General features: G+C 65.2%; 27 protein-coding genes and 1 tRNA gene. 12 read left to right on the top strand and 16 right to left on the bottom strand.

Annotated features, from left to right (window positions below):
• Nucleotides 1-21 precede the first annotated feature (21 nt).
• From C2138_RS03270 to C2138_RS03260, 3 genes are read right to left on the bottom strand one after another with little or no spacing between them, the layout of a single operon-like run.
• Complete coding sequence (locus tag C2138_RS03270; protein ID WP_108515499.1) at nucleotides 22-1,854, bottom strand: YhgE/Pip family protein; 1,833 nt, start codon at nucleotides 1,852-1,854, stop codon at nucleotides 22-24.
• Nucleotides 1,851-4,772 carry an MMPL family transporter gene (locus tag C2138_RS03265; protein WP_108515497.1) on the bottom strand — a complete coding sequence of 974 codons (2,922 nt, stop codon included), beginning with the start codon at nucleotides 4,770-4,772 and terminating at the stop codon, nucleotides 1,851-1,853. The genes C2138_RS03270 and C2138_RS03265 overlap by 4 nt, the downstream gene beginning before the upstream one ends.
• Before the next feature lie 24 nt (nucleotides 4,773-4,796).
• Nucleotides 4,797-5,345, bottom strand: coding sequence for a TetR/AcrR family transcriptional regulator (locus tag C2138_RS03260; RefSeq protein ID WP_108515495.1), 549 nt, complete (start codon nucleotides 5,343-5,345; stop codon nucleotides 4,797-4,799).
• Between the two features lie 144 nt (nucleotides 5,346-5,489).
• Between C2138_RS03260 and C2138_RS03255 the strand changes: the two genes are divergently transcribed.
• Nucleotides 5,490-5,678, top strand: a complete 189-nt coding sequence (locus C2138_RS03255; RefSeq protein ID WP_108518741.1) for a hypothetical protein — start codon at nucleotides 5,490-5,492, stop codon at nucleotides 5,676-5,678.
• A gap of 11 nt (nucleotides 5,679-5,689) precedes the next feature.
• Here the strand turns inward: C2138_RS03255 and hutH are convergent, their stop codons facing one another.
• The 5 genes from hutH to C2138_RS03230 form a co-directional block, all read right to left on the bottom strand.
• Complete coding sequence (gene hutH / locus C2138_RS03250; protein WP_108518739.1) at nucleotides 5,690-7,225, bottom strand: histidine ammonia-lyase; 1,536 nt, start codon at nucleotides 7,223-7,225, stop codon at nucleotides 5,690-5,692.
• A 117-nt stretch (nucleotides 7,226-7,342) separates the two neighbouring features.
• Nucleotides 7,343-8,113 carry an ABC transporter ATP-binding protein gene (locus tag C2138_RS03245; protein WP_108515494.1) on the bottom strand — a complete coding sequence of 257 codons (771 nt, stop codon included), beginning with the start codon at nucleotides 8,111-8,113 and terminating at the stop codon, nucleotides 7,343-7,345.
• A complete protein-coding gene (locus C2138_RS03240) occupies nucleotides 8,106-8,906 on the bottom strand; it encodes an ABC transporter permease (protein ID WP_108515492.1) in 801 nt (266 codons plus the stop codon). The genes C2138_RS03245 and C2138_RS03240 overlap by 8 nt, the downstream gene beginning before the upstream one ends.
• 65 nt (nucleotides 8,907-8,971) lie before the next feature.
• Nucleotides 8,972-9,982, bottom strand: a complete 1,011-nt coding sequence (locus tag C2138_RS03235; RefSeq protein ID WP_108515491.1) for an ABC transporter substrate-binding protein — start codon at nucleotides 9,980-9,982, stop codon at nucleotides 8,972-8,974.
• A 66-nt stretch (nucleotides 9,983-10,048) separates the two neighbouring features.
• Nucleotides 10,049-10,753 (bottom strand): DUF1989 domain-containing protein, encoded by a 705-nt coding sequence (locus tag C2138_RS03230; RefSeq protein WP_158268844.1) that lies wholly within the window; start codon nucleotides 10,751-10,753, stop codon nucleotides 10,049-10,051.
• 127 nt (nucleotides 10,754-10,880) lie between these two features.
• Here C2138_RS03230 and C2138_RS13580 point away from each other — a divergent pair, with 127 nt between their 5' ends.
• The 3 genes from C2138_RS13580 to C2138_RS03205 all read left to right on the top strand — a co-directional run bounded on the left by C2138_RS13580 (nucleotide 10,881) and on the right by C2138_RS03205 (nucleotide 13,431).
• The gene (locus C2138_RS13580) at nucleotides 10,881-11,684 is read left to right on the top strand and encodes an IclR family transcriptional regulator (RefSeq protein WP_159078127.1); all 804 of its coding nucleotides are present in this window, start codon (nucleotides 10,881-10,883) and stop codon (nucleotides 11,682-11,684) included.
• A gap of 30 nt (nucleotides 11,685-11,714) precedes the next feature.
• Nucleotides 11,715-12,710, top strand: coding sequence for an aldo/keto reductase (locus tag C2138_RS03210; protein ID WP_108515484.1), 996 nt, complete (start codon nucleotides 11,715-11,717; stop codon nucleotides 12,708-12,710).
• 151 nt (nucleotides 12,711-12,861) lie between these two features.
• Nucleotides 12,862-13,431: a flavin reductase family protein gene (locus C2138_RS03205; RefSeq protein ID WP_108515483.1), complete on the top strand. Its 570-nt coding sequence runs from the start codon at nucleotides 12,862-12,864 to the stop codon at nucleotides 13,429-13,431.
• A 6-nt stretch (nucleotides 13,432-13,437) separates the two neighbouring features.
• Here the strand turns inward: C2138_RS03205 and C2138_RS03200 are convergent, their stop codons facing one another.
• Nucleotides 13,438-14,682, bottom strand: coding sequence for a hypothetical protein (locus tag C2138_RS03200; RefSeq protein ID WP_108515481.1), 1,245 nt, complete (start codon nucleotides 14,680-14,682; stop codon nucleotides 13,438-13,440).
• A gap of 148 nt (nucleotides 14,683-14,830) precedes the next feature.
• Here C2138_RS03200 and C2138_RS03195 point away from each other — a divergent pair, with 148 nt between their 5' ends.
• Nucleotides 14,831-15,664 (top strand): HNH endonuclease family protein, encoded by an 834-nt coding sequence (locus C2138_RS03195; RefSeq protein WP_241961159.1) that lies wholly within the window; start codon nucleotides 14,831-14,833, stop codon nucleotides 15,662-15,664.
• Nucleotides 15,665-15,720: 56 nt separating this feature from the next.
• Here the strand turns inward: C2138_RS03195 and C2138_RS03190 are convergent, their stop codons facing one another.
• Nucleotides 15,721-16,437: an MBL fold metallo-hydrolase gene (locus C2138_RS03190; protein ID WP_108515479.1), complete on the bottom strand. Its 717-nt coding sequence runs from the start codon at nucleotides 16,435-16,437 to the stop codon at nucleotides 15,721-15,723.
• Between the two features lie 94 nt (nucleotides 16,438-16,531).
• Here C2138_RS03190 and C2138_RS03185 point away from each other — a divergent pair, with 94 nt between their 5' ends.
• The gene (locus tag C2138_RS03185) at nucleotides 16,532-17,098 is read left to right on the top strand and encodes a TetR/AcrR family transcriptional regulator (RefSeq protein WP_108515477.1); all 567 of its coding nucleotides are present in this window, start codon (nucleotides 16,532-16,534) and stop codon (nucleotides 17,096-17,098) included.
• An 80-nt stretch (nucleotides 17,099-17,178) separates the two neighbouring features.
• On the opposite strand, the gene C2138_RS03180 is transcribed toward C2138_RS03185, so the two are convergent.
• Nucleotides 17,179-17,254, bottom strand: a tRNA-Lys gene (locus C2138_RS03180).
• 112 nt (nucleotides 17,255-17,366) lie between these two features.
• On the opposite strand from C2138_RS03180, the gene bcp reads away from it, so the two are divergent.
• Nucleotides 17,367-17,849 (top strand): thioredoxin-dependent thiol peroxidase, encoded by a 483-nt coding sequence (bcp, locus tag C2138_RS03175; protein WP_108515475.1) that lies wholly within the window; start codon nucleotides 17,367-17,369, stop codon nucleotides 17,847-17,849.
• Between the two features lie 15 nt (nucleotides 17,850-17,864).
• Here the strand turns inward: bcp and C2138_RS03170 are convergent, their stop codons facing one another.
• A complete protein-coding gene (locus tag C2138_RS03170; RefSeq protein ID WP_108518736.1) occupies nucleotides 17,865-18,302 on the bottom strand; it encodes a hypothetical protein in 438 nt (145 codons plus the stop codon).
• 194 nt (nucleotides 18,303-18,496) lie between these two features.
• Between C2138_RS03170 and C2138_RS03165 the strand changes: the two genes are divergently transcribed.
• Entirely contained in the window at nucleotides 18,497-18,745 is a 249-nt protein-coding gene (locus tag C2138_RS03165) for a WhiB family transcriptional regulator (protein WP_108515474.1), read from the top strand.
• A gap of 147 nt (nucleotides 18,746-18,892) precedes the next feature.
• Here the strand turns inward: C2138_RS03165 and C2138_RS03160 are convergent, their stop codons facing one another.
• Entirely contained in the window at nucleotides 18,893-20,386 is a 1,494-nt protein-coding gene (locus tag C2138_RS03160; protein WP_108515472.1) for a sensor histidine kinase, read from the bottom strand.
• 102 nt (nucleotides 20,387-20,488) lie between these two features.
• Between C2138_RS03160 and C2138_RS03155 the strand changes: the two genes are divergently transcribed.
• Together C2138_RS03155 and C2138_RS03150 are read left to right on the top strand one after the other, a co-directional pair.
• Entirely contained in the window at nucleotides 20,489-20,935 is a 447-nt protein-coding gene (locus tag C2138_RS03155; RefSeq protein ID WP_108515470.1) for a hypothetical protein, read from the top strand.
• Nucleotides 20,936-20,961: 26 nt separating this feature from the next.
• Nucleotides 20,962-22,605 carry a DUF5671 domain-containing protein gene (locus tag C2138_RS03150; protein ID WP_159078126.1) on the top strand — a complete coding sequence of 548 codons (1,644 nt, stop codon included), beginning with the start codon at nucleotides 20,962-20,964 and terminating at the stop codon, nucleotides 22,603-22,605.
• Here C2138_RS03150 and C2138_RS03145 read toward each other — a convergent pair.
• The gene (locus C2138_RS03145) at nucleotides 22,586-23,839 is read right to left on the bottom strand and encodes a CpaE/TadZ family protein (RefSeq protein WP_108515466.1); all 1,254 of its coding nucleotides are present in this window, start codon (nucleotides 23,837-23,839) and stop codon (nucleotides 22,586-22,588) included. The genes C2138_RS03150 and C2138_RS03145 overlap by 20 nt on opposite strands.
• A 2-nt stretch (nucleotides 23,840-23,841) precedes the next feature.
• The gene (locus C2138_RS03140) at nucleotides 23,842-24,483 is read right to left on the bottom strand and encodes a hypothetical protein (protein WP_108515464.1); all 642 of its coding nucleotides are present in this window, start codon (nucleotides 24,481-24,483) and stop codon (nucleotides 23,842-23,844) included.
• Between the two features lie 111 nt (nucleotides 24,484-24,594).
• Between C2138_RS03140 and C2138_RS03135 the strand changes: the two genes are divergently transcribed.
• Nucleotides 24,595-24,876 (top strand): helix-turn-helix domain-containing protein, encoded by a 282-nt coding sequence (locus C2138_RS03135; RefSeq protein WP_108515462.1) that lies wholly within the window; start codon nucleotides 24,595-24,597, stop codon nucleotides 24,874-24,876.
• Nucleotides 24,877-24,878: 2 nt separating this feature from the next.
• Here C2138_RS03135 and C2138_RS03130 read toward each other — a convergent pair whose 3' ends face one another.
• Nucleotides 24,879-25,490, bottom strand: coding sequence for a hypothetical protein (locus tag C2138_RS03130; protein WP_233245604.1), 612 nt, complete (start codon nucleotides 25,488-25,490; stop codon nucleotides 24,879-24,881).
• Nucleotides 25,491-25,626: 136 nt separating this feature from the next.
• Between C2138_RS03130 and C2138_RS03125 the strand changes: the two genes are divergently transcribed.
• Complete coding sequence (locus C2138_RS03125) at nucleotides 25,627-26,076, top strand: Rv3235 family protein (RefSeq protein WP_233245603.1); 450 nt, start codon at nucleotides 25,627-25,629, stop codon at nucleotides 26,074-26,076.
• The last annotated feature ends 18 nt before the right edge of the window (nucleotides 26,077-26,094 follow it).

The following is a 26,094-nucleotide window of genomic DNA, read 5'->3' as shown; positions in this document are numbered from 1 at the left end:
ATATGACGCGAATCACCGCGCCTAGGCGGGCAGCGGCAGGGCCGCGAGCGATCGGATCCGGCGCACGCGGCCGAGCGCGGCAACAGACAGCAGCACCGCGCCGATCGCGTAGGCGGCGAGAACTGCCGCGGATCCGAGGGCTACGCCTGCCGTTCCGCCCGAGATTATCGACTGCATGCCGGCGACGGCATGGGTCAGGGGCAGCAACGGACTGATCGCCGCAAATGGCCCTGAAAGAAGCTGCACAGGGTAGAGGCCGCCGGTCGAGGTGATTTGGACGGCGAGCAGCAGCAGCGAAACGACAAGCCCCGCCCGGCCGAATGCGGTCGTGAGGAGATAGTGAACCGCCGTGAACGAAAGCGCAGTTAGCACGGCGAACCCGAGGGTTGCCGGGAGCATGATCCACGACGTGTCGAGAACGAGGTGCAGAACTGCCGTGAGCACAACAGCCTGGGCCACCGTGATTCCCGCAGCCTTGGCGATCCCCGACCACAGCAGCCGCCCGGTGCTCGCTGACGAGGTCAGCGCACGCCGAGCCACGGGCCGCAGCACGAGAAACACCGCGAGCGCTCCCATCCACAGTCCCAGCGGCACAAGCAGCGACGATACGCCCGCGGCGAGATCGCCGATTTCGTTGTTGCGCGTTGTCTCTGCGGTTACAGGGTTGGCCACGATGCTCGCGCGCTCTTCTGCATCCTCGACGCTCGGAACCTGCCCCGCCCCATCGCTGAGGCCCGTAGCGAGTTCTTGTGCACCCGATGCGAGGGCACCGGCACCGTCGGCGGCGGTGCCAGCTCCGTCTCTGAGTTCTCCAAGACCGCTTGCGAGTGACCGTGCGCCGCTGCGCAGAGCCGAGGATCCCGAGGCGAGCTGGGCCGCGCCCGAAGCGCTCTGGGAGATGCCGCCTTGGAGCGCGTCGATTCCTGAAGCGGTCTGTGCGCTGAGCTCGGAACCCTGGCCGGCAAGGTAAGCGAGCTGAGGAGCGAGGGCGGCCGCTGTGGCATCGCCGGGGTTCGCCGCTGCCATCGCCGCGACCTGCTGGCTGAGCTGGCCGATTCCTGCCGTGTAGGCCGATACTCCCGACGAGAGTTGGTCGAGCTTGCCCGCCGACGAGTTAAGCGTGCCAAGCCCGCGGCTGAGCGAATCGACGCCCTCCGTGTAGCGGGTGATTCCGCTCGACAGCGTGGTTGCTCCCGTCTGGGCGGAGGCGATCCCCGACTGCAGCGTAGACAGCCCAGAACTCAGCTCCCCACCTGCCGAAGCGATCGTGCCGGCGCCCTCCGCTGCTGAGCCGAGCGAAGATCCGAGGTCTCCGACTCCCGAATAGAGCCCAGCGATGACCTGCTCCGTGATGGCGGATCCGAACGCGGTTGCGACGCCGTCGCCGATCGTCGACGACAGAACACCACTCAGATAGCTGTGTGAATCATCCGTTCTGATGTCGAGGGCTGTCGTTCGGGGGTTCTCGCCCTGCACCGACATGAGGGCCTCCGAGAAGTCCTCCGGGATCGTGACCACCGCAAAGACCTCACCGTCGGCCAGGGCCTTCTCGGCTTTGTCCTCGTTGGTGATGACCCAGTCGAAGCCGTCATCGCTGCCGGTGAGTTCGGTGACAAGCTGACGGCCGGCGAAAATTGGCGACTCGGTGCCGTCTGCTGCCGTCTGGTAGATGAGTTGGTCGTTGTTGACGATCGCGGCTGGCACTCGACTCGTGGCCGTATCCGACTCCGAGAGCGCCCCGATGGCAAGACCTGCAAAGGCAAGTGGCACCGCTACGACCGCGAGAATTGCGGCCAAGCGACCCACGCGCTGGCGGGGTGAACGTGCGGATGATGTGGTGCGAAGGCCGGTCACAGCAGCACTCCCATCGTGTCGAAGGCGGGCGCGTCAATGGCGTTGTCGCGCGGTGAGGTGAGGTCAAGCAAGATCACCGTGCGGCCTGCGACGGAATCGCCGTCCATGGCTCGGGTCGGCAGCGGAGTGCCGACAACAACGGTGGTGCGTGAGGGGGCAAGGTCTGCCAGCGATTCCAGCAGAAGTCGCCCCTCATCAATATCGGTGAATGAATCGGGGATGTCGATAACGACGACAGGGGTCCCCTCGGCGAGGGCGATCACGGCGAGGGCCACGGCGCGCTCGCGGCGGCCGAGTCGGCCGATCGGGGTCTCGTCAAAGATGCCGTCATGCCCTACCGCAGCCGAGGCGCGCGCAACCCAGCGGGCGGCGACGCGGGCGGCAGAACCGGCCTCGCGCAGCGGCAGAGTCGACCGCAGATGCTCCCTCAGGACCTCGCCGAGCGTCGCCTCAGCAGACTGACCGTCGCCAGCATCCGCCAGCGCCACGATGCGCGCCACCCTCGACGACTCCGACGGCAATGGATGACCGCCGACCTGGAGCCGCCCACCGACCGGAGAAAGACGCCCGGCCAGGGTTGCGGCAAAGAGAGCACGATCATCGGTGCTGCCGCTCGCGAGCACAAACGATCCGGCAGGGGCGGTGAATCGTAGGGGGCCGAATGCCGTCACTCCCTCGCCAACCACAAGACCTTCGGCGCGGATGACAGCGTCGGGCCCATTCGCGACCCAGGCTTCTGCCTCGCGGTGGTCACGCAGGTGTTCGCCTTCGATATCGGCCTGGGGCAGTGAGCGCTGAAGCCAGCGCGGCAGCCACCAAGCGGAGCGACCCATGAGAGTCATGAGCGCGGGGCCGAGGGTCATGCGCACGAGGAACGCATCGAACGCGATTCCTGCGGCGAGCCCGAGCGCGATCGGTTTGATCATGCCTGCTCCCTCTGGCACGAACGCGAAGAAGACGAAGAACATGATGAGTGCCGCCGCCGTGACAACCCGTGAGCCGCCGGCGAAGCCTCTCTCGATGGCGTGGCGGGCGTTGCCCGTCTTGACGAACTCCTCGCGCATTCCTGAGACCAAAAAGACCTCATAGTCCATGGCCAACCCGAACAGCACGGCCATAACCAGGATGGGCATGAAGCTCAGGATCGGCCCGAGGTGATCCACATGGATGAGCTCGGCACCCCAGCCCCACTGGAAGACGGCAACCGTGACTCCGAGGGCGGCGGCGACCGAGAGCAAGAAGCCGATTGCCGCCTTGACGGGGATCAGCACGGAGCGGAACACCATCATGAGCAGGATGATCGAGAGCCCGACCACGATGAGCGCAAACGGCACGAGCGCGTCCGTGAGTCGCTGAGAGATGTCGATGCCGATCGCGGTGAAGCCCGTCACGGCGACGGTGGTGCCGAACTCATCTTCGATCTCGGGGGCAAGATCGCGAATGGCCTGCACGAGTTCTTTAGTCTCTGCAGAATCCGGTGCGCTGTCTGGCGTCACCTGAATGATGGCGGTGTCGAGCGTCTCATCGGGGAGGCCCTGACTCACGAACGCGACGTCGTCAAGCTCGCCGAGCTTGGCCCCGATCGCGTCGAGGTCTTCGAGGATGTCGGTCGTCTGAGTGATGTCGAGCGACACGATGAGCGGGCCGTTGAACCCTGCCCCGAAACCGTCACTGATGAGGTCATAGGCCTTGCGCTGCGTGGTATCGGCCGCCTCAGAGCCGTTGTCCGGCAGGTTGAGGTCGAGGCTTGCGGCCGGGATTGCGAGGCCACCCAACACGGCGACGACACCGATTGTGGCGAGCAGCGGGCGCTTCATCACGCCGCGCACCCAGCGCAGTCCCATCGACGGCTTGGCCTGGGGGTCATTCAGGGCGTGAGCCCGCTTGTAGGCCCGACTCCCCTCCTTGGGCGTGAGCTTGCTCCCCGCAAGTCCGAGGAGCGCCGGCAGCAGGGTGATCGCCACGAGAATCGCGATCAGAACGGCGAAGGCGGCTCCGACACCCATAACGCTGAGGAAGGGGATGTTGACGACGAGCAGTCCAAGAAGAGCGATGATCACGGTCACCCCGGCGAAGACAACGGCGCTGCCCGCCGTGCCGACGGCCATCGCAGCCGACTCCTCAGGGTCCTCTCCCAGCGCAAGCTGAGTTCGGTGCCGGGACAGGATGAAGAGGGCGTAGTCGATGCCGACGGCGAGCCCAATCATGAGCGCGAGCAGCGGTGCCGAGTTGGAGATAATCGTCACTTCTGAGGCGAGCAAGATGCCCCCGATTACCACGCCGACTCCCACGAGCGCGCTGAGCAGCGGCATTCCGGCCGGACGAATCGACCCGAAGGTGATGAGCAGCACAACGCCGGCAAAGAGAACGCCGAAGACCTCGACGATCGTCACCCCGAAGCTGGTCTGCTGAAAGATCTGGCCGCCAAACTCAACCGTGAGTCCCGCGTCTTCTGCAACCGACTGGGTTGCGACGAACTCGTCAACCATCGCATCCGAAATATCGACCCGGCTGCCATCGAACTGGACCTGAATGCGCGCCATTGACTCGTCGTCGGAGATGGCCTTGCCGGCGTAGTCGTCAAACGGGCCAAGCACGGTGTCCACGAAGTCGAGCGATTCGATCTCCTCTTCGAACTCCGTCACCGCGGCCCTGAACTGCTCGTCAGAGATCGATGCGCCGTCCGGTGCAACGACAACAGCTTGAGCGCCCGCGCCCGCGACCTGCGGGAACACGGCCGAGAGGTGGTCGAGGGCCGTCTGCGACTCAGTTCCCGGGATGTCGAACGACTCCTGCATGTTGCCACCGAGCACAGCACCTCCGCCCAGGATGAGCATGAGAGCGGCGATCCAGGCGCCGATGATGGCCCAAGCGCGGCGGTAGGCGAATCGCCCAAGGCGGTAAAGCAGGGTTGCCACAGGAACTCCAGTCGGGACGGCGGGCTAGGCCCGGATAGGGGCGAGCAGTTCGGAGAGGATCGTGACGAGAGCGTCCCTGGTCTCGTCGATCGGGGTTTTAACGTCGAAGGCCTGCTGGCTCACGAGTAGGTAAGCGGCGCCGCCCAGGGCGATGCCGAAGCGCATGCGTTCTTCTATTGACGAGGTTGAGTTGGCGAAGAAGTCGGCGATTCGCACCACGAGCGCGTTGGCCCGGAGCATGACAGGCACGTCGACGAGCGACATCCCCTGGTTGATGAAGAGGTGCACCTCGAGCCTGTGCTCGAGGAGAAAATCAACGAAACGCTCGACGAAGGCGGCGCGGGCCTCGCTCGTGAACGGAGCGCGGGCCATATCGTCGAGGATCGCATCGAGCCGGTCGATCGCGGGGGTTACCGCAGCCTCAAGGAGGACCTCTTTGCTGGCGTAGTGATAGAGCACGCTCGATTTGGCGAGCCCCGCTTTTTCGGCGATGCGCGCGAGCGAGGTTCCTGTGTAGCCCGCGGTGGCGAACTCTGCGAGCGCTACGGCGCGGAGGTCGGCGGCACTAGACATGCGAATATCGTACCTGACCGATCGGTCAGGCTTGTGCCATGCCCCTGCGATTCACAGCGAGCATTCAGAACAAGGCGCAGCAACTGCACGCCTGCGGATGCTCACGGTAGCGTGGGGATCGAACACGATCTTTGGGAGGTCACCTTGCGCAAATTCATCTTCAGCGGGTCAGTGCTCAGCGCCCTCTTCGGCGGAGTCGGCGCCGTGCGCACATCGCTCACCGGTCCCCGCGACTGGCGACTAGCCCTCATGTGGGTGAGCTGGGCATGCGCCGTCGGCATCGCCGTTGGCACTGTGATCAAGAACAACCAGACGAAGGAGCTGGAGAACTAACCCGGCTCGCCCTAGCGCACAGCGGCGTCGGTCTCGGCAGCGGCCCGGCGCACGACCCTGCCCATGCGTCCAGTGCGCACGAACTCAACCGCCTGCTCGATTTCGGCGGCGAGAAACCGGTCGGGGCCGGGGCCATCGACAACCGTGCGAAGCTCGGCGATCACCGCAGCAGAAATCGCAGCAGGCTGCTCTGGTGAGCGCATATCGATGCCTCGCGCCGCCGTCATCACCTCGATGGCCAACACCCGGGTGAGCCCGTCAATCGAGCGCCTCAGCTTGCGCGCGGCAGACCATCCCATCGACACGTGGTCCTCCTGCATTGCCGAGCTCGGAATCGAATCGACGGATGCTGGCACGGCTAGGCGCTTGAGCTCCGAGACGATGCCCGCCTGTGTGTACTGAGCGATCATGTGCCCGGAGTCGACGCCGGGGTTGAACGCGAGAAATGCGTTGAGGCCATGGTTGCGTGCGGGGTCGAGAAACCGATCCGTTCGGCGCTCGCTCATGCTTGCGAGATCGGCTACGGCGATGGCTAAGAAGTCGAGCGCATAGCCGAGCGGGGCGCCGTGAAAGTTGCCGTTGGATTCGAGGCGGCCGTCGAGCGTAACCACGGGATTGTCGATGGCGGAGCCGAGTTCGCGCTCAGCCACGAGGCGCGTGTGGGACATCGTGTCACGCACAGCACCGTGAACCTGGGGCGCACACCTCAGCGAGTACGCATCCTGCACCCGGGTGAATCCCGTCGACTTGTGCGCTGCGATGATCGGTGAATCCGCGAGAACGGCACGCATGTTGGCGGCAGAAACCGCCTGTCCGGGGTGTGGGCGAAGCGCCTGAAGGTCTGCGGCGAAGACCCGATCGGTTCCCTGCAGTCCCTCAATGCTCATGGCCGCGGCGACATCGGCCACCGTCAGAAGGCCGTCGAGGTCGTGCAGCGCGAGGCAGAGCATCGCCAGCATTCCGTCGGTGCCATTGATGAGGGCCAGGCCCTCCTTCTCGTGAAGTTCGAGCGGTTCGATGCCCGCCGCCGCAAGAGCGCTGGAGGCCGAAACGACACTGCCCGACGAGTCAACAACATCGCCCTCCCCCATCACCGCCAGTGCGCAGTGGGCCAGGGGCGCAAGATCGCCCGAGCACCCCAGGCTGCCGTACTCGCCCACGATCGGGGTGATGGCGGCATTGAGAAGCGCGGCATACCGCTGGGCGACGATGGGGCGCACGCCTGTTCTGCCCGTCGCAAGGGTGGCGAGCCTCAACGCCATGGTGCCCCTCACGACCTCGATCTCGACGGCGGGGCCGCTCGAGGCAGCATGGCTGCGCACGAGCGAGCGCTGCAACTGCACACGAAGCTCGGGGCTGATGTAGGTGGTAGCGAGGGCACCGAACCCGGTGGACACCCCGTAGTGCGCAGTCGTATCGTCGGCCAGGGAATCGATGATGTGGCGGGTAGCACTCATGCCGTCAAGCGCCTCGTCCGTGATGCGCACGCGCGCGCCGTCGCGGGCGATAGCTACGACCTGCGCTGCCGCAAGCCCGCCATCCCCCATGTCGACGATCTCGTGGGCGGCCCGCGCGGAGCCCTCTCCTGCGCCCGATACGGCGCCCAGCGTGGTGGTCATGGCGTCATTCTCTCTCTCGATGACGAGAATCGGGCGGTGCCCGGCCTAGACAGCAGCCGAAGCCTGCTCGGGCAGCAGCGACCGCACCTCGCGCATGATGTCGAGAAACTCCGGTGCCAGCGCATCTCTGGGATAGGCCAACGGCACGGCAACTTCGGCCGGCGCTCCACTCGTTCCGTGGCTCAGCGCGATCACGCGATCCCCCAGAAACACGGCCTCTTCCAGGCTGTGGGTGATGAAGAGCACGGTGCTCTTGGTCTCCTTGCGAATGCGCGTGAGCTCGGTGTGCATGATGCCTCGCTGGATCGCGTCCAGCGCACCGAACGGCTCGTCCATGAGCAGAATCGCCGGTTCGAGGGCGAGCGCCCTGGCGATAGACACCCGCTGTTGCATGCCGCCCGAAAGCCGGTATACCTCGCGGTCGGCGGCATGACCAAGCCCGACGATGTCGAGGTAGTGGCGGGCCTTCTGCAGCCGCTCTTTTTTCTTCATGCCCTTGATGCGCAGGCCGATGGCCACATTCTGCACGGTCGTGAGCCACGGCAGCAGCGCGTAGTCCTGAAACACAACGGCCCGCTCGGGGCCGGGGCCCGTCACCGCCGAACCGGCAACGGTGAGTGAACCGGCGGTGGGCTTGTCGAACCCAGCAAGGAGGTTGAGCAGAGTCGATTTGCCGCAGCCCGATGGGCCGATAATCACGACGCATTCGCCGCGCTCGACCGTGAGATCAAGGCCCTTGAGAACCGCATTCTCCGTTCCATCCTTCGCGGTGAAGGTTCGAACGAGACCTGCGCAGCTGACGATTGTTTCAGGCATCCTGGATGCTCGTCTCTCTGTGCCAGGTGAGGGCACTGTTCTGAATGATCACAACGAGGCGGTCCGAGAGAAACCCGAGCAGGCCCAGCGTGATCATGGCCGAGATGATCACGTCGTAACGCCCCATGGAATACGCGTCCATGAGCGTGTAGCCGATGCCGGCTCGCACCGACAGCATCTCAGCGACGACCACGAGCACCCAGGAGAGCCCCACGCTTAGGCGGATGCCGATGAACATGCTGGGGAGCGACGCCGGCACGACAAAGTGGCGCAGCAGCTGAAACGTAGAGGAGCCCAGCATGCGGCCCACCCGGGTGAGCGAGCCGGTCACCCCACGCACGCCCTCCATTGTGTTGAGAAAGATCGGAAAGAAGGCGCCGAGGGCGATGAGAAACACCGCACCCTGAAACCCGAAACCGAAGAACACCAGGGTGAGTGGCACCCACGCCGTGCTGGGGATGGGCCGAAGCATCTGAACGAACGGATCGATGATTTCGCCAAACGGCCTGAAGAAGCCGGCAAGCACTCCCAGCACGACACCCAGCACGAGGGCCACGGAGAAGCCGATGAGCACTCGGCCACCGCTGGCCGCAACGGCCTCGATCCAGGTTCCGTCGTAGGGGCCGCCGCCGGTTCCGAAGATCCAGGTGCCGAAGGTTTCGACAACCTTCCACGGGGAGGGCAGAGAGGTGCGCGGGATGAGTTCGAAGACGCTGCTGAGCGACCATGCGGCGATCAGCGCTATGGGGAGGATGGCTCCGAGGAGCAATCGTCTCGCCAAACCAGATTTCATGTCACGTTCCTGTCATCTGCCCTCGGGGAGGGCGGGGGCCCCAAACGAGCGGGACCGAGAAGTAGTTAGCCTCGCGCCGCGTCGACGAACTCGGTGGTGACGTAGTCGTCGAGCTCGTCGCTGAGATCACGCTCAAGGTGTCCGAGCTTGAAGAACAGCTGGGCGAACACCTTGGTCTCTTCAACGCCGAGGTCGAGCTCGTACCGGTTGTTGGAGAGCGCCATCTCGGCGGTCTCGCGATCGATCCCCATCAGTTCCATACCGACCGAAATGTTCAATTCATCGTCGGAGGCGAGGGCATCGGATGACGCCACGATCGTGTCGACGAACGCCTGAACTGCCTCAGGGTTCTCGGATGCCCACGTGCGGTTGGCCACAAAGATCGTGTTGATGTCCCCAGCCTCGGTGTCATAAGGCTTGGCGAAGAGGTCGGCGTAGCCCCCTACCTGCATGAGAGTCGCGAACGTCTCCATCGTGAAGGCGCCGTCGAACTCGCCCAGGCGAACCCCCTCGCCGTGCTGCGAAAAGTCGGTCACGTTCACAAGCTCGATCGACTTCTCGACGTCGATGCCGTGGTGTTCAAGGGTTGCGATGGCGAGGGCCTCATTGATCGAACCGCGCGATGCGGCGATCGTGAGCTTGCGCTCGGAGAGTACGTCCTTGAGCGCATCCCAGTCGCCGGGCTCGATGCCGAGTTCCTTGCTCAGCATGATGCCCGAGTTGCCGCGCGTATTGCCCGAGATCTGAATCAGATCCTGGCCGGCCTCGACCGCGCGGAGCAGGTGAACGGGGGTCAGCATCCCGATATTGATCTGGTTGCTATTGAGGGCGGTCTGCACGTCAACAGCGGTCTTGAACAGCTCTGACTGCAGCTCGATGGGCTGATCCTCCGCGACCGTCTCGGCATAGTACGCGGCCAGGTCTGCTGTCGACTTAAGCCAGCCGAAAACGACCGTGGGGTTGGCAGACTCGTCCGCCTTCGGGGCGGCATCCGAGGTGCTGCAGGCTACGAGCGAGAGGGCCATGGCTGTTCCGGCGACGACCGCAGCGGCGCGCGTGAGCAGTGATTTTCTCAAGGGGGGTACTCCAATGGGTGAAGGCCAGGGGCCAGGGGTGGTTCGTTCGAGCCGACGGTTGGGGCGTCAGGATGCCGTGGGCCGGTAGATGATGACCTTCATGGGCGAAGGGTTGTGGTTGTTCGTGACCGCACGCTCAGAAGGGCAGGCTGAGGCGCTCACGATCATGCGTCGCTCGGCGATGAGCTCGAAGATGTCGCCTGGCTTGCTCGGCGAGGGATAAAGGCGGGTCGTGCCGTCCTCGTCGTGAGTGAGCCAGAGAAACGCTGTGAAGCAGCCCTCTTCGAGGTCGTCCGGAGTCATCCCGTAGTCGGCCATCGAGGCGACCAGGTTTTGCTTGCAGTTGGGGCTGCCCTCGACGCCGTAGCGGAGTTCGTTGACCGCATCGCTGCAGTAGCCACCGTCGGCCGCCGCCATCTTTGCGGTGTCGATGCCCACCGTGGCGAGCTTCTGCCCCTGCTTGGCATAGATCGTCACGCCCGTCGTGAGCGCGTTGGTGCCCCCCGCAAGAATCGTGTTGCTCATCGAGGCGACGTTTTTGATGTTGTCGGCGTCATAGAGCATGACGTCCATGACCTGTTGGCCGCAGATGTTGACGATGCGGACCACATCGCCCTTCTCCACGACACGAGCCCTGAGAAATCCGCGAGCGGGCACGAACACGTCGTGGATGATCTCGCCGGGAATGTCATCGCTGCCGAAGCTACGAATCTCCTCCTCCCAGGCGATCTGCTCGCCGGGCGCCCAGTAGGTCTTCAGATCGGATTTCACTCGTGGCTCCTCGTGGTGTTGCTCGTACATCAATTCAAGAGTGCCCAGCATTTCTTCTGCGTTACGGCAGCACCCGCTGCACCGAATCGTGTCTGGGATACCGGACACGGCTGGCAGAATGAGGGCTATGGCAGCATCCAAATCTCCCGCAGCGACCGCGACGCTCGAGATTCTCAAGCTGCTCTCGCGCATGCAGCGGCCGGTGAGCACGTCACTCATCATCGAGGAACTGGGGCTGCCGCGATCCACCGCCTACCAACTGCTCAGAATCCTCGTCGACGAGGGTTTTCTCGTTCACCTCGAAGAGACTCACCGCTACGCCCTCGGCCTCGCGTCGTTCGAGGTCGGTGCCGCCTTCTCCTACCAGCAACCCTTGACCCGCATCGGCGAGCGGGCCGTGAGCGCCCTCGTTGCCCGTCAGGGGCACAGCGGGCACCTCTGCGTGATGCACGGCCGAGATGTGCTCTACCTCGTCGAGTGCCGGGCGCCCAGCACCACCCCTCTCGTCACCGACGTCGGCGTGCGGCTCCCCTCCCACCTCACGGCAAGTGGCCGGTCGATGCTCGCCGCAATGCCGCCGAGCCAGGTGCGCGCCATTTACCCCGATCGCCGGGACTTCGCGACCCGCAACGGCACGGGCCCCAACGGGCCTGCCGCCCTCAAGCGCGTTCTCGACCGCACGCGCACTCTGGGCTTCGGCTTCGTGGACGACGATGTGAGCCCCGGCATGTCATCCGTCGCCGTGGCCATCCGCGATACCAACGGTCACCCCATCGGCAGTGTGGCCCTCACGTTCGCCACGACCGTCGTCGATCACCCCGGCGACTGTGACGCGAGAATCGGGCTTGACCGCAGAAAAGCGCTGGCTGCGACGGTCAGCGAATGCGCCCTTGAGATCGAACAGCGCCTCCTGGGCCGCCACCAGGCGTAACGCATGCTCACCCGCTGCGATCATGGAAGCATGACCCAGCGCGCAACCACCGGACTGCTTCTCGGCCCCCTCGGTTTCGGAGCGATGTCGCTCTCCTCCGCCTATGGCCCCATCTCGGAGGACGAGACCCAACCGCTTTTGGCCGCCGTTCTCGACGCGGGCATCACTCATCTCGACACCGCCAACCTCTACGGCAATGGCGCGAGCGAGCGAGCCATCGGGCGATTCCTCAGGGGTCGCGACCGCGAATCGGTGACCATCGCATCCAAGGTGGGAATCACGGCGGGCGACGGATTCGGCACTCGCGGAATCCGGGGAGACCGCGCGTACATCCATGAGCAGATCGACCTCACGCTCTCTCGCCTCGGCACCGACTACGTTGACCTCTACTACCAACACCGCATCGACCCGGACATCCCCATCGAAGAGACCGTCGGCGCCCTCGCCGAGCTTGTCGAGGCGGGCAAGATCCGCGCTATCGGGCTCTCGGAGGCCACAGCGGACGAGCTGCGCAGGGCCAGCGCCGTTCACCCCATCGCCGCGGTGCAGTCGGAGTGGAGCATCGTCAGCCGGGATATCGAGACCTACGTCGTTCCCGCTGCGGTCGAGCTCGGCATCACCGTCGTGCCCTACTCGCCTCTCTCGCGGGCTCTGCTCACCGACGAGTTCGACCGGGAGGCGGCGAGCGCTGACCTTCGCTCCTCGTTCCCTCGGTTCTTTCCCGAAAATCTCGACGCCAATCTTGCCCTCGCCAGCGAGGTCACCGCCATCGCGCGCGCCCATGGTGTGAGCACACAGGAGGTCGCCATTGCGTGGCTGTTCGCCAAGGGGCGGGATGCTGGGGCAGCCGTCTCTGTCATTCCCGGAACGCGCAGCATCCGTCATCTGCACAGCAATGTGCGGGCACTCGCTCTCGATCTGAGTTCCACCGACGTGGCGGCACTCGACACCATCGCCTCCCGAGTGCAGGGCCCCCGCAGCGCGCGAGCCTCCTGGGTTTCCGGCGGCCGGGAGGGGCTCATCTAATTAGCCTGGATGGGGCTTCAGCCGACATCAGAGACAATGTCATCTGACGAAACAGATTTTGACGCCGGTCGAATTCAGGCGCAAAGTCGAATCTGCACGGGCCGCACCAGGCCACAGGTGCACACCAGAACGAGAACCGGAGCACCACCCCATGAGCAATAGCCCAGTCGCACGCATAACCGACGCCGGCAACGCCCCCGATGGCGCCGCCGAGCACGAACTGCGCGATGGCCTCAGCGCCGACGACTTTAAGGCGGCGTTCCGAAACCACCCCGCAGGCGTCGCCGTCATCACCGCGGATGCTGGCACCGGCCCGGTAGGCCTCACCGCGACATCCGTCTTCTCTGTGAGCACCGAACCGCCGCTGCTCGTGTTCTCCGTTTCGGCCATGTCGTCCAGCGCAGCGGCAATTCTCGCCTCAGACACCGTGGTCGTTCATCTGCTGGGGGCGGAGCAGCTCGACCTGGCCACGCTGTGCGCCACGAGCGGCATCGATCGGTTCGCCGACACCACCATCTGGGATCGCCTCATCACGGGCGAACCCTACTTTCCAGCAGCGGACGGCTGGATTCGCGGGCGCATCGTCGAGCGGATGTCCGCCGGCAACTCCACCGTCATCGCCGTCCATGCGCTGCAGTCGAGCAGTGTCGAGTCGGCCTCGGCCCCGCTCGTTTATCACAACCGCACGTGGCACGCCCTCGGCGAGCAGTCCGCGATTTAACTCTCGCTAGACCGCGCGGCGTCGTCGGCGGGAGATCAGCGCGAAGGTCAGCGCGAGTGTGCCCAGCGCTGTGAGATTTGCCGCTAAGGCAACGACGGCCGCCGAATCCGCTCCCGTCGCGGGAAGTGCTGCCTGCCCCGAGACAGAGATATCCATCCTGAGCGTGCGCATCAAGCCGTCCGTGCCCGTGCCGACCGCGACGAGACTGTGGGTTCCGCTGAAGTGTGCCGGAATCTGAAACGACGCCACTGCGACTCCTTGGGCATTCGCCACGACAGGAGCGACTCCGAGCGGGGTCGAAAACATGCCGAAGGCGACGCTTGACCCCGGCATAAAGCCTGCGCCCAGCAACAGCATTGCCTGGCTCGGCGCCACGACGACCGGTTGAGATTGCACAGCGTTCGCGGGGGGAACGGTGGCCGGCAGGGCGGGGGGCACCGCCGCGAGCAGCGCCTCGGCCTCCCGCTTTCTCTGCTGCGAGAGCGATTCAGCCTGCTCTGCCTCCAGCGTTCGGCGTGCGGCGGTCTCTGCTGCAGCGGTTGAGGCAGCCTGAGCCAAGCCGACGAGCCCCTCGCTCGCGAGCACTGCGGAGCGTGCTCGCTCTGCCGCCTCTGCCGCCATCACTGCTTCCTCTGCCAGCGCATCTGCAACATTCCTGAGGCGAACCTCGTCGTCGGTTCCGACGGCATTCTCGGCTGCGGCCGCAGCATCAGACGCGGCACGGCCTGCCTCCTCCGCCGCCTGATTAGCAGTCTCCGCCGCACGGGTTGCGATGATGAGCACGTTTTCTTGGCCCAGCGCCTCGGCGGCGAGCGTATCTGCAGCGGCCCGTGCGGCATGGGCTGCGGTCTGCGCCGTCGCAGCGGCTGCAGCAGCGTGTTCTGCCAGTAGCGAGGCGGCAGCACCCGGCTGCGCTGCTTCGGTCGCTGCGGCCTGTGCTGGTTGCGAGAGAAACGTCGGCGGCGGGCTAAAGATGAGCCCGGGGTTGCCCGGCAGGAGAACCGGCGGGCGAACCGTTGTTGGCACGAATCCGAACTGACCGGCGCTAAACCCGACCTGACCCGACCCATTGGTCACATGGATCATGCCGTCGACGACCTGCACGTAGAGGCCAGGAGCGAGGGAACCCGCCGGCATGGCTGAGCTAGGCGGAGAGCTGGCCGCCGCCGCGCCGCCGCTCAGCGCTGAACCGGCGAGCGTGGCGACGAGCGCAGCCACCCCGATGCGTGCCGCAATTGACGTGCTTTTCATCAGCTTGCCCCCCAGAATCCGTCGGGCATAGCACCACGACAGAGCTGCAGAATATCGGTTTTGCGGCTAATCTCCCAGGGATTGCGACCCCCAGTTCGACGGTCAGCCTGCGCTTCGCGGGCCTGATTTCACGCTACGGTCGATCTTCGTGCACCACTCCCGCAAGCTCCGAAACACCCGCTCCCGAGCTCCCTGGCTGATTGCCCCGCTCGTACTTCTCGCCCTCGTCGTCGGGGCCACGGCATCCGGTCAAGACTTGTGGGCCGACACCGATGCCCCGGTGGGCGCCAGCCCAGCTACGCAACCGACACCCGCACCTCCGGCCCCGGGCGCACCTGCACCGAGCGCCCCTGCACAGAACGCCCCTGCGCAGAACGCCCCTGCGGGAACCGCCCTGGCGCTGCTCGAGACGATTCCGGTGAAGGGCCGCGCCGCTAAAACCGGTTATGACCGCGATTCCCAGTTCGGCCAGGCCTGGGCCGACGTCGACCGCAATGGATGTGACACTCGCAACGACATCCTCAATCGCGACCTTGCCGACACCACAAAATCGGGCGCATGCCGGGTGCTAACAGGGGTTCTCGCCGACCCTTACACCGCCACAACGATCAGCTTCACGCGAGGGGCCGCGACCTCGTCCGCTGTGCAGATCGACCACGTCGTAGCCCTGATGGATGCGTGGCAAAAGGGGGCGCAGCAGCTTACGCAAGAGCAGCGCGTAGCCCTGGCCAACGACCCCATCAACCTCATCGCCGTCGACGGCCCCACCAACTCGCGAAAAGGCGCCAGTGACGCGGCTTCCTGGTTGCCGCCCAACAAGACCTTCCGCTGCGAATACGTTGCCCGCCAGGTGTCGATCAAGGCTGCGTACGGGCTGTGGATGACCTCTGCGGAGAAGACCCAGATCGCTTCCGTTCTGTCGACGTGTCCCGAGCAGCCTGCGTTCAGCTCCGACCTGGCGGCCCAGCGCGCCGCTGGCTAGGGCCGCAGCAGGCTCAGCGCCCACTGCAGGCTAGGGCCCCAGCAGGCTCAGCGCGCTCAGCGACTGCCGAACGCGTCGACTGCCTGTACCACCGAGGCAACTCCGCCGCTCCAGGGTGTGCCGTGACCCGGCAGAACCCAGGTCGCCTCCACCCCTGTGAGCCCGTGCAGCGACTCAATCGCCCGCTCGGGCTCGTCTGTGAACGGCGCGGGCTGCGGGCCCCGCTCCCCCGTGAGCACGTGTCGGGTCGTGAGCGCATCACCCACGAACAGCGCATCCGCCTCGGGGACATGGATGGCGATGCTTCTGGGCGAGTGGCCGGGCAGCCCGATCACCCTCGGCGACCCCGGCAGGTCCAACACCTGACCGCCGGAAATCTCAACAACCTTCGTCAGGTAGCGTGTGCGAAGCCCTCCTTTGCGGGCTGCGTAGGCGACAAAGCGGGCAACAGCGCCCACCTTCATGCCACCCCAGGCCGCCTCGGGCTTTGCCTCGCCGCGGGCGCGCGCAGCATCCGCTGAATGGACGTAGACCGGCACCCCCGTTTCCCGACGCAGCCGCTCGGCAAACCCGATGTGGTCGGTGTCGCCGTGCGTGACCACGAGTCCGCGCACATCTTCCAGGGTGAGGCCGAGGCTTCTCAACTCTGCGATCAAGTCTCGCCAGTGCCCGCTCAGGCCGGCGTCGATCAGTGTCACACCCTGCGGAGTCACCACGAGGTACGCGGCGACTATCTCGTTGCCGATGCGGTGCACCGTTTGGTTGATCTTCATCTCAGTCTCCTTCGCCCTTGCCTGATAGCTAGGGTACATAGCTATCATAGCTAGAGTCAATAGCTATGCTGGGGTTGCGAGCGAAAGGAACCCGATGCCCACACCCGACCGCACTTCCCTCCCGCAGATCGTGGCGCAGGCCCGCGACATCCTCGAGGCCGACGGCCTGCCGGGCCTCACCATGCAGGCCGTCGCCGATCGCGTCGGCGTGCGCGCGCCGTCCCTCTACAAACGCGTCGCATCCCGCGACAGCCTCATCCGCCTCGTTGTCGAGCAGACGGCCAAAGAACTCGGCGTCGCCCTCACCGCGGCAAAACCAAGCGCCGATGCGGATGCCCGGGTCGAGTTCCACGACATGCTGCAGGCCTTCCGGGCATTCGCACTCGCCCACCCCGCCGCCTACCAATTGACGTTCGCCCCGCACGGCGAAGCGTCCGCACCAGACCCGCAGGTCCTTGCCGATGCCAGCGCGCCCGTCTTAGCAATCGCAACCCGGCTCGCAGGGCGCGACCAAGCCCTGCCCGCAGCCCGCACGATCACGGCCTGGGCCCATGGATTTGTGACGATGGAACTTACGGGAGCGTTCCGACTCGGCGGCAATGTCGACCAAGCGTGGGAGTTCGGGGTCGCGCACCTCACCGAGGCGCTATCGGGCGATTAACTAGAAAAGGCCCCCGTCTAACTAGAAAAGACCCCGTCTAACTAGAAAAGACCCCGTCCGAAGACGGGGCCTTTCTGGTGTGGTGCACCCCCCCGGACTTGAACCGGGAACCCACTGATTAAGAGTCAGTTGCTCTGCCAATTGAGCTAGAGGTGCTGGCCGTTCTGGAAGTGTCTTCCCGAACCGATGAACAACATTACCATGAGTCTGAGGGTGCTTTGAACGCATCCCGCCCCACCCCATCCCACCCCAGAGTTCTTGGAGCACCATGCCTGAAACCACCCTCGCCGTCGGCGATGCGGCCCCCGATTTCACTCTCGAAGATCATGCAGGCAAGCAGGTTTCTCTCGCCGACTACCGCGGCCGCAAGGTGATCGTCTACTTCTACCCGGCGGCCAGCACCCCCGGCTGCACCCTTCAGGCCTGCGACTTTCGCGACAGCCTGGGCTCGCTAGCATCCGCCGGATATGCGGTGATCGGCATATCGAAGGATGCTCCGGCCAAGTTGGCCAAATTCAGCGAGACCGAGTCGCTGACCTTCCCGCTGCTGAGCGACCCCGAGCTCACGGCGCACCAGGCGTATGGCGCGTGGGGCGAGAAGAATAACTACGGCAAGAAGATCATGGGAACCAAGCGGTCGACGTTCATCATCGACGAAGAAGGGCGCATCGAGCACGCGCTGTACAACGTCAAAGCAACGGGCCATGTTGCTCGCCTGCGCAAGATGCTGGGGCTGCCGGACGCAGCCTAGGGTCACACCCGAATGCTACTGCTCTTCGTCGTCGTCTTCGAGCCTGGCCATCGCCCGAATCACCGGGCGGCTAAACACGAGCACGATGGCGATCACGGCGGGCGCGAGAAGCGCCCAGGCTAGGTCAGGCCGGGCGAACTCCCCCTGAAAGAAGCCGACGGCCACGGCAATCTGCAGAACCTGCCACACCACGGTTCCCGAGCGCACCCACGGGCGCGCTCGCATCGCATTGATGGCAAGAACAGCGAGCCACACGGCTGCTATGACAGCGAGCACCAGAATGGCGACGGCCGACGCATATGACGTCGGCACTTCTGCGACGAGTTCGTACATCAAGAAGAGCGATACGCCGGCGAGCAGCGCGAACTCGATCCACAAAGCGACGACGAGCAGGATGAGCTGCTTGGGGAGCCCAAAAGCGGGCCGATTCTGTACCCCGTTTGGGTGGTTCACATTATTCACAGCTAGATCCAATTCAAAAACCGTTGATTTGCTACAACTGATATGAGAGTCTATTGGAGGTTGATTTAGCCCTCACAGAGCCGTGAGCAGATCCCTCCAGAAAAACCCTTCACTTACCTATTCAGGTTTTCTGCACCCCCTGCGCGAGCTCTGTTCTCGCGCGCCCACCTAAGGAGCTATACCAAATGGATTGGCGCGATAACGCCGCATGTCTCACGGCTGACCCGGAGCTGTTCTTCCCCGTGGGGAACACTGGCCCCGCAGTGGACCAGATCGAGAAGGCCAAGTCTGTCTGCGGCCGCTGCAGTGTGACCGAGATGTGCCTTCAGTATGCACTTGACACCAACCAGGATTCCGGCGTGTGGGGTGGCCTCAGCGAAGACGAGCGCCGCGCCCTCAAGCGCCGCGCCGCGCGCGCTCGGCGGGCCTCATAGAGGAACGCTCAGCGCTGTAGCGCTCCTAGAACCAGCAAATGCCCGGCGGTTCTCCTTGCGGAGAACTGCCGGGCATTTTTGCATCTGCTGCAGCGCCGAAAGCGAAAGGCTGAAGCGCCTTAAGCGACCGTGCGGTCGGCTGCTGCCTTAGTCCCGGTCGATCCAGGTCAGCGGGATCTCGATGGTCACCTCGGTGCCGCTGCCGGTCACGGTGTGCCAGTCGATCGTTCCGCTCAGCTCGCCCTGAATCAGGGTGCGCACGATTTGGGTGCCCAGCCCTGCCCCGACGCGCCCCTCTGGCAGCCCGCCACCGTTGTCGCGCACCTCGACCTTGAGCTGGTCGTCGGTTCGCTCGACGACGATGTCCACGGTTCCCTCCCTGTCCGCGAGCCCGTGTTCGACGGCGTTCGTGACGAGCTCGGTCAACGCCAGCGCGAGCGGTGTCGCATAGGCGCTCGGCAGGGCGCCAAAGCTGCCCGTGAACCGCGTGTGGGCCTTCGTGCCATGGGTGGACGCGACCTCGGCGATCAGCCGGAGCACGCGCTCGAACACCACATCGAAGTTGACGCTCTGTGCGAGGCCCTCGCTGAGGGTATCGTGCACGACGGCGATTGCCTCGACGCGGCGCATGGCCTGGCTCAGCGACTCTCGGGCCTCTTCGCTGTGCGACCGGCGGGCCTGGATGCGCAGCAACGACGCCACCGTCTGCAGGTTGTTCTTCACACGGTGGTGAATCTCGCGGATGGTCGCATCCTTGGTGATGAGCTCGCGTTCCTGATGCCGCAGCTCGGTCACATCGCGGCACAAAACGATCGCGCCGACGCGCTCGCCCCGTTCGCGAATGGGGATCGCCCGCAGCGTCACGGTCACGCCGCGCGCCTCAATGTCGGTGCGCCACGGCGCCCGTCCGGTGACGACCAGCGGCAGTGACTCGTCGACGATGAGCTTGCCCGAGAGCAACTGCGTGGTCACCTCGGCGAGGGATTCTCCCTCGAGTTCGCCCGAGAATCCCATGCGGTTGAACGCCGAAAGGCCGTTGGGGCTCGCAAACGTGACGATGCCGTCGACGTCGAGTCGCACCAGGCCGTCGGATGCCCGGGGCGCGCCACGACGCGGGCCAGACGGCGCAGACAGGTCGGGAAAGTCGCCGACGGCGATCATGCGAAACAGCTCGTTTGCGCACTCGTTGAAGGTGAGCTCCTGGCGGCTGGGGGTGCGCGCCTCGCTCAAGTTGGTGTGCTTGGTGATCACGGCAATCGGATGCTCCGTGACCTCGGATCCGGTCGTCGTCAGCCGGCGGAACACCGGGACCGCACGCACCCGGGTCGGGGTCTCCTCGTACCAGTCGGGCGCAGAGGAGTCCACGATCTGGCCGCTGTCAAAAGCATCCGTGACCTGCTTCTTCCACTCCGGCTTGATCGGCTGACCAACGAAGTCGCGGTAGAAGAGCGTTGCCGAGCTTGAGGGGCGGGCGTGCGATACCGCGACGAAGCTGTCATCGGCGGAGGGCACCCACAGCACGATGTCGGCGAAGGCGAGGTCTGCGAGCAGCTGCCAATCCCCGATCAGCAGGTGGAGCCACTCGATGTCCGCTTCGCTGAAGCGGCCTTGGGCACTGACTAGATCGGAGAGCGTCGACACCTCTCTAGGGTAGCCTCCGGATGCCCTCCAGCCCTCTCGTATGTGCTCCGGCACAGGCGCGCCGCCCGTGACACTGCACTAGCGATACGCCATGATGACGGCATGTCTCCCTCTCGTGATCGGCCCGATCGCACGCTTGTTGTGATTCTCGGCATCGTCGGTCTGCTCGTCATGCTCGCATTTGTCGCGGTTTTTACGCGAGGCGAACCAGCCGAGTTCGAAGCGGACACGCCAGAAGGCGTTGTACAGGCCTACACGCAGGCGTACGTCTCCGGCGACTATGAGAAGGCCCGCACCTTTGTCGTCGACGCAGCATGCGCCGGCGACTATTACGCGGAACCTAACCAGGATGTCAGCGTCACCCTCGTGTCGACCGACGAGTTCCCCTCGTCCGCGGCCGTGCGTGTGACCATCACGACGACGTATTCGACCAACCCGTTCGGGCCATCCAGCGTCGCATCGGACGAGGTCTTTCACCTCACCAAGCGGGGCGGCAACTGGATCATAGACACGGCACCGTGGCAGTTCGACGTCTGCGGGATTCAGTGATGTCGATGCAAGGGAAGCAGACCACCGTGACCGCGGAATTCGCGCCGGCACCGGGCGGCGTGCACACGCTTCGCCGCGTGATCGCCTACTCGCTTCTCGCACTCTTCGTCAGCCTCGCCGCTGTCGGCGTGAGCGGGCTCATCGACGAACTTATCCCCGCTCAGGTTTTCGGCGACAGGGAGATCGCACGCTCGAACACCACCCTGGCGCAGCCGCTGGCATTCACCTTGATCGCTGGCCCGTTCGGGGCACTCGTCTTTTGGCTCGTTCGCCGCTGGCTCACCAGCTTCAATGACCGCTCGTCTGTGCTGTGGCCCGTCTATCTCATCGGCATGCATACGGCATCGCTCATGGTTGCCGCGTTCGCGCTCTTGGGCGTTGCCGCCTCTGCGGTTCGAGGTGACGGCCACTTGGCACAGCTTTCGACCGGCGTTGTCTGGCTTTGCGTCTGGTACTGGCATCGTTGGCTGCTGCGCTCAGCATCCACCTCACCGTTCTTGCTGCCCGATGTCACGACCGTCATTGCCGCCCTGTTCGGGCTCGCGATCGCCGTCTCGAGTGGAATCGAAGGCCTCACCGCCCTGATCGACGCTGCAATCGTCGGGCCGCCGGTCACGATCGTCGGCGAAACCGTGTGGGTTTCGCAACTGTCGTCGTCTGCCGTGTGGTGCGCTGGCGGCGGCGTGCTCTGGTGGCTCCACTGGTTTGCCGACGGCGTGCGCTTGTCGACCAGGGGCTTCGCCCGGTTCGCCCTCGTCGTCGTCGCGGGCTTTGCCTCCGTCGCTATAGCCCTCGGCGGCCTCACCACCGCGCTCTATGTGGGGCTAGCTACGCTCGCCACGAACTCCGATGTTCTGGACGAACTTGCCAGAGCCATCGCAAACCTGGCCGCCGGTGCCGCACTGTGGGCTTACTACCGCACCGTCGTTCGCGGGGCTTCGGATGGCGTGCGTGAGGCGGTGCGCATCGTTTCGTCGGGGGTCTCCCTCGTCTTTGCGGCGTCGGGACTCGGCGTTGTCGTCAACGCTCTTCTCTCGTCGTTTACGGAGCCGCTTGTCTCCTCTGGCCCGCCCCGGCTCCTCTTTGGCGGGCTTTCCGCGCTTGTCGTAGGCGGGGTCGCCTGGTGGGCGTTCTGGCGCCCCCGTGGCATCGGCGCAACCGATCACGATTCACCGGTTCCGGATGCCGCCACCAGCGCCGGGGGACGCCGGATCTATCTCGTGGTCGTCTTCGGTGTCAGCACTCTCATCGCCGTGATAACCCTGCTGGTCATCGCCTATGAGGTCTTCACCTTCCTGCTCTCGTCGTTTTCGACGGGGAGCCTCATCGACAACATCCGGGCGCCTCTCGGCCTGCTCACCGCGACCCTCCTCGTTGCTGCCTATCACTTTGCGCTGTGGCGTTCCGATCGCGCCGCAACGGTGGCCGCCGGTCCCGAGGCGAGCTCAGGCGTCGCCCGCATCTCCCTTGTCGCGTCCGACCCTCGAGGTGAACTGCGTGCCGAACTCGCACGGGCGACCGGGGCATCCGTCACCCTCCTCCGCACTGCCGAACCGACAGAGCCGACGGATGCCACGATGGTGGCCGCCGCGATAGCTGCCGTTTCTGCCCAGCACGTGCTCGTGGTGGCTCGCGGCGCGCAGGTCGAGGTCATCCCCCTCGCGGAGTGAGCGCAGCGTCGCGGCGCTGGCGTGGCCGACGCCTGCGCCCACCCTGTCGCTGATCACCGCCGGGAGCGAGAAGTCGCTCCCTCACGAGTGCGCCGATGGCAGCCCTGGCGGGCGAACGAGCAGAGCTGTCAAGCAGGGTGGCGCCTCTGAGCAGAGCGGCGTCGAACGCCGCAGGGTCGTTCGGCACAAACACTGCATCGGTCACCCCGCCGAATCTCTCGAGTGACTGAGCAACCTGCACCGACGGGGCCGCCCCGATCACGCTCGCCCGCAGGCGGTTCATAACGACCGTGATTCTGTCGGTCACGATCGTGTCGATCAGGTCGACGTGCGCCCGCAGGAACCGTGATAGCCCAACGGGGTCTGCCGAGCCCACTGCAACGATGTGGTCGGCGCTTCTGAGCGCCTGCAGGGTGGCGGCATTGCGCCGAGGCGCGAAAACGTCGCTGCTGATCTCTTCGTCGTTCTCGAGGTTGAAGCCCGTGTCAACGACCGTGTAGTCCACCCACTCTCGGCACTGCTCGAGCGCCGTTCGCACGCGATCGGCCGATAGCTCGGGCCACCGGCTGGGGCGCCCGATCCCCGTGAGAACCCAAAAGCTCCCCTGAGGGGATGAGTAACGCTGGCCGATGCGTTCGAGCTCGGCATTGGTGAGGGCATCCGCCCCCGCAAGGCGGCACGCTGCGGCAAAGCCGGGCGCCTCATCGAGCAGCCCGAGGGTCGGCGCGATGGATCCGCTATAGGTGTCGACGTCGGCGAGCGCCACTGTTGTGCCCGCCGACGCGAGTTCCGCAGCGATCGTGATGGCGAGGCTTGTGCGCCCGGGCGAGCCAGCGGGGCCCCACACCGCGATGACGATTCCTCTGCCGGCGCGGGGCGCGGCAACCCCAGGGGCAGGCGCAGGCGTTGCCAGCAGCATCCCTTCGATCTGTGACCACTCCGCCCTGTCAACAACCTCATGGAGCCCCACTGTGAGGGCGTTACGTCGGTCACTATCGGTGTCGACGATGGCCACGAGCCGCACTCCCTCTCGGTCGGCCTCCGCCAACAGCTGCGGGGTGAGATAGCGCTCGGCGGCAGAGGTGACGGCAACATCAGGCCGTGTGGCGCCCAGCAACGACGCCAGTTCCCCGGCACTGCCACACCGCGCGACCACGTCATGGCCGTTGGCCTGCGCCTCGGCCACGAGCGAGTCTTCATAGGCGATGGGCACTGCGAAAGCGATGCGGGCCATCGTCAACCCTTTATCGGCTGGGTCGTGGGGATCAGCGCGAGCGACGCGCCCGCCGCCTTCGATTCGAGGATGCGCGCGATGCGATCGCGTGAGACCAGCACCTCCACACTCTGAGTCTGAGACCCCGCGATCATCCCATCGGCCTCGCTCACACGCACGACCGTGACACCGGAGGCAACAACGGTCGGAGATACAGATTCACCGTCCCGGTCTCCCTCGGCCGCCCAGAGGTCAACCACCGAGCCCTCTCGCACTGAGCGTGGCAGCACTCCCGCGACAGAGACGACGATCGCGGCCGAGGATGAGCCCTCAAGCGAGCCGACGGCCGATAACGGCACTAACTCCCCTTTGCCCACTGTGCGCGCCACGACCACGCCGTCGTCAATGTCTCCTGGTCGGAGGTAGTGACCCGCCGACTCCCCCAGCCGCACCCTCGTCTCCACCAGATCGCCGAGCGAGACTATGTCGCCTGCAGAAAGGGTGCGATCCGATGAATAGACCGTCACGGAGTTGTCGGACGACCCCACAATGAGCATGACGCCCGCGATCGACGCACCGATCAGCACAACGCCGACGGCGAGGCGCACGTCGAACCAGCGGGAGCGCGGCGCCCGACCTCGGTCGTGTGCTGCGAGTGTGCTCATGATTCTCCTTCTGTGTGGCCGACGGTGACCATCGTGGGGGCACCGCGCTCGTTGCGCCGCAAGTTATCCACAGCGACGCCCACTCACGGCAAGCAGGCGCATAATCGACGTATGACTGGCACGGACGACCACGAGGCTGCGAGCTCCCTCGGCAGATTCCTCACCGTCGCCGACGTGGCCGAGGTGCTCAACCTCTCCGCCGCCCAGGCGTACGCTCTCGTGCGCTCGGCAGAACTGCCCGCCATCAAAGTGGGCGCAGCCGGGCACTGGCGGGTCGAACGCAGCGTGCTCGAGTCGTACATCGAGGCCAAATACGAAGAGAACCGTCGTCACGGCCTGTGGAACCAGGCCGAGTTCGCCGACGTCATCGAGCTGTCTTTCGGGCCCCGCTAGCCCTAGACGGCGGCCCGCACCGTTTCAATAACGTCAAACGGGACGATGCGGATGTGAGCCACATCCCGCTCGCGACGCGCGATTCCCGCCTCGTGCACGGCCAGGTCGAGGTGATCCCGCCCTACCCTGTCGATGGTTCCGTGGATGGCCTCGCCCCGTGACTGCACGATCTCTACTGCCGTGCGCCTTCGGCAAAGGTCTCGCAGCATGTATCCAAACCCGAGCCGGGAGGCCAGGGTGTCGGGAGCCGCGGGGCTCGCGAGGCTGCTCTGCACCTGGGCGCGCATGAGAACGATGCCCGAGATGGCTGCGAACGGAACCAGGCAGTAGCTTGACGGACCGCCGATGCGGTTGACGGATGCCCAGTCGCGACCCAGCGTGATGAAGTGCACGTCGAGGCTGCGGCGATCTCCCAGAAGCAACCGCACCGGGACGTCGCTGCCGAGCGTGTCTGTCGCGATGGCAACGAGGCGGTCGCGCAAACCCAGGCGAGCGAGACGCAGCCTCTCCTCTTCGACCCGAAGCCCGACATCATCGGCCTCCAGCTCGGCCTCGAGTTGGCTCTCGAGGTCGTCGAACAGGTTGTCCCAGCGCATGTGCAGAACGTAGGACATCCGAGCGGGATGCTCGCGAGTTTTCCACAGCCCCGAATCGGGGGCGTGGACTATTCCTCAAATGCATGATTGAGTCGCCCTGACCCCCGAAGAGGGGTAGACCCCGTTCGCGCTCCTCCCCCGCCCAGGAGATCCCATGCCCCGAGCCTCCGCCGCTGCGCTTCCCGAGCGATTGCCCAGCAAGATCATCCGCCAGCCGTTCGAACCCGAGTCATTCTTTGGCCACCAGCCGACGACGACGGCTTCGCTGCCCGACCCGCAGCCCCTGCTCGAGAACCTCACGCGCTGCGTTGTCGAAATCTTGGCTGGCGCTCGCGATCTGCAGCAGATCGCCCGGTGGGTCACCGACGATGTCTATCGCAACCTCGTTAAGCGCGTCGTGCTCTCTGATCGCGCCCGCAGGGCGCGGGGCGCCCAGGTGAGCCGCCCCACTTTTTCCATCGGCAGCGTCGTGGTTGATGAACCGCGTGACGGGGTGGTCGAAGCCGTCGTCATCGTGCACGGTCGGGCACGAAGCCGGGCAGTGGCGATCAGGCTCGAGGGGCTCGACTCCCGCTGGAGAGCCACAGCCATCAACGTTCTTTAGGCACGAACCGCTAGTTTC

This window comes from Salinibacterium hongtaonis (genome assembly GCF_003065485.1).
GTDB classification, from domain to species: domain Bacteria; phylum Actinomycetota; class Actinomycetes; order Actinomycetales; family Microbacteriaceae; genus Homoserinimonas; species Homoserinimonas hongtaonis.
Note: the sequence above shows the minus strand (reverse complement) of the source record. Positions and strands in the feature narration are given on the sequence as shown.